Genomic DNA, 8,658 nt, shown 5'->3' with positions numbered 1-8,658 from the left:
CGCGCTCTCCCGCTCCCCTCTGCGCCACGCCCCCCCGGAGTAAAAGAGGGGAAAGCGCCCAACCACCCGCCGTATCGAGCAGATGCGCGCGGAGGGCACCAAGTTCCGCACCGAGACGGAGATCGGCCGCGACATCGACGCGGCCAAGCTGCGCAAGCGGTACGACGCCGTGGTCATCGCGGCCGGCGCCACCACCTCGCGCGATCTGCCGGTCCCGGGCCGCGAGCTGAACGGCATCCACTTCGCGATGGAGTACCTGCCGCTGGCCAACAAGGTGCAGGAGGGCGACCTCACCACGGCCCCCATCACCGCCGCGGGCAAGCATGTCGTGGTCATCGGCGGCGGCGACACCGGCGCGGACTGCGTCGGCACCGCCCACCGGCAGGGCGCCGCCTCCGTCACCCAGCTGGAGATCATGCCGAGGCCGGGCGATGAGCGGAACGCCAACCAGCCCTGGCCGACTTTCCCGATGCTCTACAAGGTCACCTCCGCGCACGAGGAGGGCGGTGAGCGGCTCTACTCCGTCTCCACCAGCCACTTCGAGGGCGATGAGGACGGCAATGTCCAGTGGCTGCACCTGATCGAGGTGGAGTTCAAGGACGGCAAGCTGGAGCAGAAGCCGGGCACCGAGCGCAGGATCCCGGCCCAGCTGGTCACCCTCGCCATGGGCTTCACCGGCACCGACCAGAAGAACGGCCTGGTCGAGCAGTTCGGCCTGGAGCTGGACCAGCGCGGCAACATCGTGCGCGATGCCGACTTCGCCACCAATGTGCCGGGTGTCTTCGTGGCCGGTGACGCGGGCCGCGGCCAGTCGCTGATCGTCTGGGCCATCGCCGAGGGCCGCTCCGCGGCGCGCGGCGTGGACCGCTATCTGGCCGGGGCCAGCGAGCTGCCCGCCCCGATCCGCCCCACCGACCGGGCCCTCGTGGTCTGACCCCCAGCCCTTTCTCCCTGCCTTCCGGGTTTCCCGGATCTCCGCCCGTACAACGGCGTACGGACCGGCCGCGCGGCGCCTTCCCCCTCCCGACCGGGGGAAGGCGCCGCGTGGCGTTTCGGCCGTCCCTCGGGCCGGCCGACGTTCCTCGGGCCGGTCGGCACCGCCCCGGGTTGACATTCCCTCAGGTGCGTTCCACCATCATTCCACTAACTGATTAGTGAAAGGGTGGTGAGGCGGATGGTCGAGTACCGCATCGACCGGCGCAGTGGCGTCGCCACCTATCTGCAGATCGTCCAGCAGACCAAGCAGGCGCTCCGCCTCGGACTGCTGGAGCCCGGGGACCGGCTGCCCACGGCCAGGGAGGTCGTCGCGGCCACCGCCATCAACCCCAACACCGTCCTGAAGGCATACCGCGAGCTGGAGCGCGAAGGGCTGGTCGAGCCCCGGCCGGGCCTCGGCACCTTCGTCCGCCGGTCGCTGGCACGGCCCGGCGCCGCTGCGGACTCACCGCTGCGCGCGGAGCTCGCCGACTGGACCGACCGGGCCCGCGCCGCCGGGCTCGACCACGAGGACGTGACGGCGCTGGTGGCCTCGGTCCTAGAAGAGCGCTTCGGCAAGACCGCCGCCCCCGGCGAGCGTGGACACGAGGAGAACGGGTGACCGACGAGATCGACGCGTCCGGCGCGCTGGAGGCGTCCGGGCTGGGCAAGAAGTACCGACGCGGCTGGGCCCTGAGAGATGTCGCCTTCCGGCTGCCCGCCGGGCGGATCTGCGCCCTGGTGGGCCCCAACGGCTCCGGCAAGAGCACCCTGCTCTCCCTCGCCGCCGGTCTGCTGACCCCGACCACCGGCACCCTGCGGGTCTTCGGCCGGTCCTCCGACGCCCCCGGGGCCCGTGCGCGCATCGCCTTCGTCGCCCAGGACAAGCCGCTCTACCCGCGCTTCTCCGTCGCCGACACCCTGCGCCTGGGCCGGGAGCTCAACCCCCGCTGGGACCAGAAGACCGCGGAACGGGTGGTGGCGGAGGGCGAGGTGCCGCTGTCCGCCCGCGTCGGCTCGCTCTCCGGCGGCCAGCGCACCTGTGTGGCCCTCGCCATGGCCCTCGGCAAACGCGCCGATCTGCTCCTCCTGGACGAGCCGATGTCCGACCAGGACCCGCTGCGCCGCCACCGGATGATGGGTGTGCTGATGGCCGAGGCCGCCGAGCGCGGCACCGGCGTGGTCATCTCCACCCATGTGCTCGCCGAACTCGACGGCGTCTGCGACTACCTGCTGCTGATGGGCGGCGGCCGGATCCGGCTGGCGGGCGAGGCGGACGCCATCCAAGCCGCTCACCGTCTCGTCACCGGCCCCCGCGCGGCCGGGGGCGGAACACCGGACGCGCTCGCCCGCCACACCGTGGTCGAGACCCGTGCGACAGGCCGTCAGCTCACCGCGCTGATCCGCCCGGCGGACGCCCCGGCCGGAGACGGCTGGATCGTCACCGAACCTTCCCTGGAGGACGTCCTGCTCGGCTATCTGCGCGCTCCCGACGCCCCGCCGCTGTTCACGGCCGACGCCCGGACGACCGGTACGGAGGTGGAGGCATGAGCGCGATCGGCATACGGGTCCGGGCGTCAGCCGGCACCCGGCCCCGTGTACGAGGGCTGGTGTGGCTGGTGGCGCGGCAGCACCGGGCCGCCCTCTGGGCGGGCCTGGCCGTGGTCGTGGCGATCGCCGCGTACATCGTCTGGCAGCGCGCCGAGATGATGGGCTATGTGCGGGCGCACGACATCCAGGGCTGCACGGAACAGAATTGGGAGGGACTCTGCCACGGCAGGGACATCGATCCCCGCGACGGAACCAGCCCGACGGCCGATGCGCTCCGCCACCTCAGCGACACCTACCGCACACCGCTGCTCAACACCGGACGGCTGCTCATCGCCCTGCCGGCGCTGATCGGCGTCTTCATCGGCGCGCCCCTGTTCGCCCGGGAACTGGAGACGGGCACCCACCGGTTGGTGTGGACCCAGTCCGTCGGCCGGACCCGCTGGCTCATCGCCAAACTCGCGCTCCCGCTCACCGCCGTCACGACCGGCACCGCGGTCCTCGCGGCCCTCTACACCTGGTGGTGGCGGGCGGCCCGGCCCCAGCTCCAGGACATCGCCTGGGGCACCGCCGTGCCGTTCGACGCGACCGGCCCCGCGGCCGTCGCCCTCGCCCCGCCGGCCTTCCTCCTCGGCGCGGCGGCCGGGCTGCTGCTGCGGCGCACCGTCCCCGCCATGGCGGTCACCCTGGGGGCCACCGCCGGTGTCCAGTACGGGCTCGACGCCCTGCGCCCCCATCTGATGACGCCGTGGACGGTGGTCTCCGACGCGCCCGGCGCCTTCCCAAGCATCCCCAGAAACGTCTACTTCACCGCATGGCGTGATCTCGGCGGCGGCTTTCTGACCCGCTCCGGGGAGAAGGTCCCCTTGGACCGCTGCTCGTCCGCGACCGACAGTGAGGACGCCTGGAACCGCTGTCTCGAGCGGTTCGGTGCCACTCGGAGGTGGTACGAAGAACTGCACCCGGCGAGCCACTACTGGCCCATGCAGTGGACGCAGACCGGGATCTGCCTGGCCGCGGCCGTCGCGCTCGCCGCGGTCTGCCTGTGGTGGATCAGGCGCGGGCGGGCCTGACTGCGCCCATCCCGGTCCGTTCACTCCTCCGCGGTCCCTCACCTCGCCGCGGCCCCACCTTTCAGCTCCGATCGGAGTTCCCCACCCATGTCCCTCTCGCCTGCCCTCGACACCGCCGGGGCCGCCCCACGCACCCGCCCGGCGTCGCCGGAGGTCCCGGCGTCCCGCCGCGCGGGGCGCGCCGGGCGGGCCGCGGTCTGGCTCGCCCCGGCCGGGCTGGCGCTGGCGCTCGGGCTGTGGGGGATCCGCCGCGGGAACAGCATGTGGCGGGACGAGTCGACGACGTATCAGGTCGCCCATCGGAGCGTCGGTGAGATCCTGCGCCTGCTCGGCAACGCCGATGTGGTGCACGGCCTCTACTACCTGTTCATGCACGGCGTCTTCGCCCTCTGGGACGGCGGGCTGGTCGCCCTCCGGCTGCCCTCGGTGCTGGCCATGGCCGCCGCGGCCGCCGGTGTCGGACTGCTCGGGCAGCGGCTCGCCGGGCCCCGTGCCGGACTCGCCGCCGGGCTGGTCTTCCCGCTGTTCCCGGCGGTGCAGCGGTACGAGCAGGAAGGGCGGTCGTACGCCCTGGTCTGCGCCGCCGTTGTCGCGGCCACGCATCTGCTGCTGAGCGCCGTGGCCAGGCCCCGCAAACGCACCTGGGCCGGATACGCCGTCGTCGCCTCGCTGGCCTGTCTGCTGCACGAGTTCGCGGTGCTGGCCGTTGCCGCGCACGGTGTGGCGCTGTACCGGGCCCGAGGGGGCGCGCGGTCCGCCTGGGCCTGGGGGCAGTCGGCGGCCGTGGCGGCGGTGGTGCTGACCCCGCTGGTGATCGTCAGTCAGCAGCAGGCGGCGCTGGTCGGCTGGATCTCCCCGCCGGGCCCGCCCGAACTGCTCGGCTTCGGCGCGCTCGCCCTGACGGGCCTGGTCTGTGCCCGGGGGCCGCTGCCCGCGCGGGGCGCCGTACCGCTGCGCGATCTCGCGGTGGCGCTGCTGATCCTGCCGCCCGCCGCGCTGCTGGCGGTGTCGTATCTCCATCCGCTCTACGTCGACCGGTACGTGCTCTACGCCCATACCGGCCTCGCGCTGCTGATCGGGGCCCGGCTGGACGCGCTCTCGCACACCGTCGCCGCTCCGAGGGCGCTCGCCGGGGCACTGGCGGTGGTCGCGGGGGCGGCCCTGCTGCCGTACTCCCTCCACCTGCGGACTCCGGAGAGCCGGCTCGACGACCCGCTCGCGGCGGCGCGCGCCGTACGGGAGCTGAGCCGCCCCGGCGACGGGGTGCTCTTCATGCCCGCCCGGCGCCGGGAGCCGATCATGTCCAGCCCGCAGGACTTCCGGGGGCTGCGGGAGCCGGCACTGGCCCGGCACGCGATCCCCTCGGGCACGCTGCACGGCATCGAACTGCCCGCCCCGCGGATCCGGGCCCGGATGCTGACGGCCGGGCGGATCGTCACGGTGAACGACCCGCCCGGTCAGCCGCTGGACGACACCCCTCAGGAGCGGGTGAAGCGGGAGGTGCTCGCGGAGCACTTCCACCGATGCGCCGTCAGGGACGTCACCGGAATGCGGATCGTGCTGTACGGCCGCCCCGGCGCCTGCTGATCCGGCGTCCCGTCAGCCCTCGCTCTCCACCAGCCGGGCCGGGAAGCCGCCCGTGGCGATCGGGCCCCAGCGCTCGGGGGTGACCCGGATCAGCGACTTGCCCTGCTTGCGCATGGCCGCGCGGTACTCGTCCCAGTCCGGGTGCTCGCCCGCGATATTGCGGTAGTACTCGACCAGCGGCTCGATGGACTCCGGGACGTCGATCACCTCGGCGGCGCCGTCGATCTGCACCCAGGCGCCGTTCCATTCGTCGGACAGCACCACGAGGCTCACGGCCGGGTCGCGCTTGGCGTTGCGCACCTTGGCGCGCTCGGGGTAGGTGGACATGACGATACGGCCGGAGTCATCGACTCCGCAGGTCAGCGGGGACGCCTGGGGCGAGCCGTCCGTCCGGCGGGTCATCAGCAGCGCACGGTGGCGCGGGCGTACGAACTCCAGCAGTTCATCGAGGGAGACACGGGTGTTGGTGGCGATGGAGGGGCTCATGCAGGCGAGCGTACGACGTCGAGCGCACTCCAACCCCGTACGGCCACGGCCCGGCCCGGCGTCATGTGTCGCACTCCAGGACCGTACGGCACAGCGCACAGCGGGCCCGCAGCCGCCCGCGCACCGGGACCCGGATGCGCTGACGGCACGTCGGGCAGGGGAAGGAGACGCTCAGCGGAGGGCCGCCGTCGAAGACGTAGTCGCCGCCGGTGGCGGGGGAGGGGTGGCCGGACTGGGCCGAGCGGCGGTCCTTGGCATAGCGGCGGCGGCCGGTCCAGCCGGCCGCGGCGAGCGGCGGCCGGGCCTGGTCGTGGCGGGCCAGCTCCAACCCTTTGGCGTACGCCTCGTACGCCTGCGGGGAGGTGAACCAGGGGGAGGGGTCCTCGTTGAAGAGCAGCGCCCGCTTGGCCAGGACGTACCCGAACTCCTCCGGTGTCAGATAGCCCAGTTTCTGGCTGGAAACCGCGTCCTGGCGGTAGGCGTCGAGCAGCAACCAGCCCGTGCCGAGATAGGCGGCGGTGGTGTCGGTGAGGATCTCGTTGTCGCGTGTGCCGGGGAGCCACAGGTCGAGTCGGTGCAGATACACATGAGTGACCTCGTGGGCGAGGGCCGCCCCGATGTCCCGACGGTGGGTCTTGAAGCGGGAGTTGAGCTCGATGAAGTACTCCGGGCCCGCGGCGAGCTCCACGTTTCCCGCGTGCCGCATCTCCCGGAAGCTCACGATCATCCGGGCGTCGGGCAGCCGCAGATGCTGCACCATGACCCGGGCGACCCGCTGAACGCCCAGGTAGAGGTCGTCCTGGTCGGAGAAGGCCACATCGCCGGGGACCACGCTGAGCCCGAAGGTGTCCACCGTGTCGCGGGACAGACGGCGGTAGAGCGCGGTGATCGCGTCCCGGACGGTGTCCAGGTGGGGATAGCCGTGCTCGATGTCGCTGCCCGGTGCCGCCACGCCGTCACCCCGTGCCCGTCGCCAGCCGTGCGCCCTGTCTCACTTCAACCTTACGGTCGTTCGGCCGGGCGGTGGGTAGGCCGCGCTGGCTTGAAACCGACCCTTGTCACCCCGTTGACCCGCTCCACATAATCACAGGGCGTTTTACCGGCTCATCCATGGGATTTCGGAGAGGTTTCCGGATTTTTGGCATGCGGCGCAGCCGCATTTCGAGCTTGGCATGAGCCTGACATGCGCACCGAACCCCCCACGAAAGGACAGTCCGTTGCGGAAGACCCTGAAGCACATCAAGAGAGCCTCGGCCCTCGGCGCGGTCGCCCTCACAGCCTTCAGCCTCACCCCCGGCAGCGCCAACGCCCAGCCCACCGGCCCCGAGCCGAGCCCCTCCGTCGTCGGCGGCACCCGCGCCGCCCAGGGCGAATTCCCCTTCATGGTCCGGCTGTCCATGGGCTGTGGCGGCGCGCTCTATACCCAGGACATCGTGCTCACCGCCGCCCACTGTGTGGACGGCAGCGGCGCCGACACCTCCATCACCGCGACCGCGGGCGTCGTCGACCTCCAGAGCTCCAGCGCCATCAAGGTCAAGTCCACCCGGGTGCTCCAGGCCCCCGGCTACAACGGCACCGGCAAGGACTGGGCGCTCATCAAGCTGGCCAAGCCGATCGACCAGCCCACCCTGAAGATCGCCGAGACCACGGCGTACAACAAGGGCGACTTCACCGTGGCCGGCTGGGGCGCCGCCGTCGAGGGCGGCGGCCAGCAGCGCTACCTCCTCAAGGCCAGCGTGCCGTTCGTCGACGACGCCACCTGCAAGTCCGCGTACGACGAGCTCGTCACCGGCGAGGAGATCTGTGCCGGGAAGATGGCCGAGGGCGGCGTGGACACCTGCCAGGGCGACTCCGGCGGCCCGATGTTCCGCAAGGACGACAGCGGCCAGTGGATCCAGGTCGGCATCGTCAGCTGGGGCGAGGGCTGCGCACGGCCCGGCAAGCCCGGTGTCTACACCGAGGTGAGCACCTTCGCCAAGGACATCAAGGCGGGCGCGACCCAGCTCGGCGGCTGACCCCTCCTCAGCCTCGACTCCACCGAGAGCCGACCGGGGCCCGGCCATCGGGCCGACCCCGGTCGGCTCTGCCGGGTCTGTCGGCTGTGTGGGCTGTGTCGGCTCGCCTGGTTTTATGAGCGCTGTCAGCGCTGTCAGCGCGATCAGCCCGATCAGTTCTGTTCCGTCTGCCCGTAGCAGATGCAGAACGGGTGTCCGGCCGGATCCTGGAAGACCTGGAAACCCGAGCGCTCCCCGCCGCTGTCGCGCAGAAACGTCGCGCCGAGCTCGATCAGCTCCCGCCGCGCGCGCTCCGCGTCCTCGCGCGTGTCCACGTCGAAGTCCAGATGGATCTGCTGCGGATAGGCCGGATCCGGCCACTGCGGCGGCTGGTGGTCCGGCGCCAGCTGAAAGGCCAGCCGCCGGCCGTCCTCGGCGGTCAGGGTCGCCCACTCGGGATCGCTGTCGTTCACCCGCCAGCCCAGGATCCGCCCGTAGAAGGCGGCCAGTGCGGCGGGGTCGGGACAGTCGATGACGGTGCACTGGAGCGTCGCGATCATATGGGGACCCTATGGGGTGTCCGGCGGATCTCTCCCCTCCCCGCCCCTTCCCGTTACAGGGGCTCCGCCCCAGACCCCGGGGTCCAGGGGCGGAGCCCCAGCCGTGGGACGGGGGCGGGGAGGGGAACGGCCCGCCGCAGGCGCCGATCCGCCGGACACCCGCCGGCCCGGAACGGCTCCGTCCGGAGTGGGCCACGGGGACGGCCCGGCCCGAGGCCGCCAGAAAGCCCGGCCCGAGGCCGTCAGGAAAGCCAAGCCGGAAGCCATGGGGACAGCCCGGGCGGAGACCGTCGGGGAAGCCCGGCCGGAAGCCATGGGGACAGCCCGGGCGGGAGGCCGGAGAGAAATCCGGGCCTGGACTCCGGGGTCCGGGGCGGAGCCCCGCACGCGGCGGAGCCCCGCACGCGGCGGAGCCCCGCACGCGGCGGAGCCCCG

At 72.5% G+C, this 8,658-nt stretch carries 8 protein-coding genes and 1 pseudogene; 6 read left to right on the top strand and 3 right to left on the bottom strand.

The window, feature by feature from the left end:
- Positions 1-52 precede the first annotated feature (52 nt).
- From NQU54_RS47535 to NQU54_RS47515, 5 genes and pseudogenes are all read left to right on the top strand, one after another.
- Positions 53-934 (top strand): annotated as a pseudogene (locus NQU54_RS47535) (glutamate synthase subunit beta); the annotation flags it as partial.
- A 240-nt stretch (positions 935-1,174) separates the two neighbouring features.
- Positions 1,175-1,597 (top strand): GntR family transcriptional regulator, encoded by a 423-nt coding sequence (locus NQU54_RS47530; protein ID WP_257636482.1) that lies wholly within the window; start codon positions 1,175-1,177, stop codon positions 1,595-1,597.
- A complete protein-coding gene (locus NQU54_RS47525) occupies positions 1,594-2,526 on the top strand; it encodes an ABC transporter ATP-binding protein (RefSeq protein ID WP_257636481.1) in 933 nt (310 codons plus the stop codon). Before NQU54_RS47530 ends, NQU54_RS47525 begins: the two co-directional genes overlap by 4 nt.
- Positions 2,523-3,596: an ABC-2 membrane transporter-related protein gene (locus NQU54_RS47520; RefSeq protein WP_257636480.1), complete on the top strand. Its 1,074-nt coding sequence runs from the start codon at positions 2,523-2,525 to the stop codon at positions 3,594-3,596. Before NQU54_RS47525 ends, NQU54_RS47520 begins: the two co-directional genes overlap by 4 nt.
- An 87-nt stretch (positions 3,597-3,683) precedes the next feature.
- Positions 3,684-5,183, top strand: coding sequence for a glycosyltransferase family 39 protein (locus tag NQU54_RS47515; protein ID WP_257636479.1), 1,500 nt, complete (start codon positions 3,684-3,686; stop codon positions 5,181-5,183).
- Between the two features lie 12 nt (positions 5,184-5,195).
- Here NQU54_RS47515 and NQU54_RS47510 read toward each other — a convergent pair whose 3' ends face one another.
- Both NQU54_RS47510 and NQU54_RS47505 read right to left on the bottom strand, forming a co-directional pair.
- Positions 5,196-5,669 (bottom strand): PPOX class F420-dependent oxidoreductase, encoded by a 474-nt coding sequence (locus NQU54_RS47510; protein WP_069870063.1) that lies wholly within the window; start codon positions 5,667-5,669, stop codon positions 5,196-5,198.
- A gap of 61 nt (positions 5,670-5,730) precedes the next feature.
- Positions 5,731-6,621: a hypothetical protein gene (locus NQU54_RS47505; RefSeq protein WP_079257246.1), complete on the bottom strand. Its 891-nt coding sequence runs from the start codon at positions 6,619-6,621 to the stop codon at positions 5,731-5,733.
- A 265-nt stretch (positions 6,622-6,886) separates the two neighbouring features.
- Between NQU54_RS47505 and NQU54_RS47500 the strand changes: the two genes are divergently transcribed.
- Positions 6,887-7,684, top strand: coding sequence for a S1 family peptidase (locus NQU54_RS47500; RefSeq protein ID WP_069870059.1), 798 nt, complete (start codon positions 6,887-6,889; stop codon positions 7,682-7,684).
- A gap of 152 nt (positions 7,685-7,836) precedes the next feature.
- Here the strand turns inward: NQU54_RS47500 and NQU54_RS47495 are convergent, their stop codons facing one another.
- Complete coding sequence (locus tag NQU54_RS47495; RefSeq protein ID WP_069870056.1) at positions 7,837-8,223, bottom strand: VOC family protein; 387 nt, start codon at positions 8,221-8,223, stop codon at positions 7,837-7,839.
- Positions 8,224-8,658: the final 435 nt, after the last annotated feature.

It is taken from the genome of Streptomyces malaysiensis subsp. samsunensis (assembly GCF_024519315.1).
Lineage (GTDB): Bacteria > Actinomycetota > Actinomycetes > Streptomycetales > Streptomycetaceae > Streptomyces > Streptomyces malaysiensis.
Note: the sequence above shows the minus strand (reverse complement) of the source record. Positions and strands in the feature narration are given on the sequence as shown.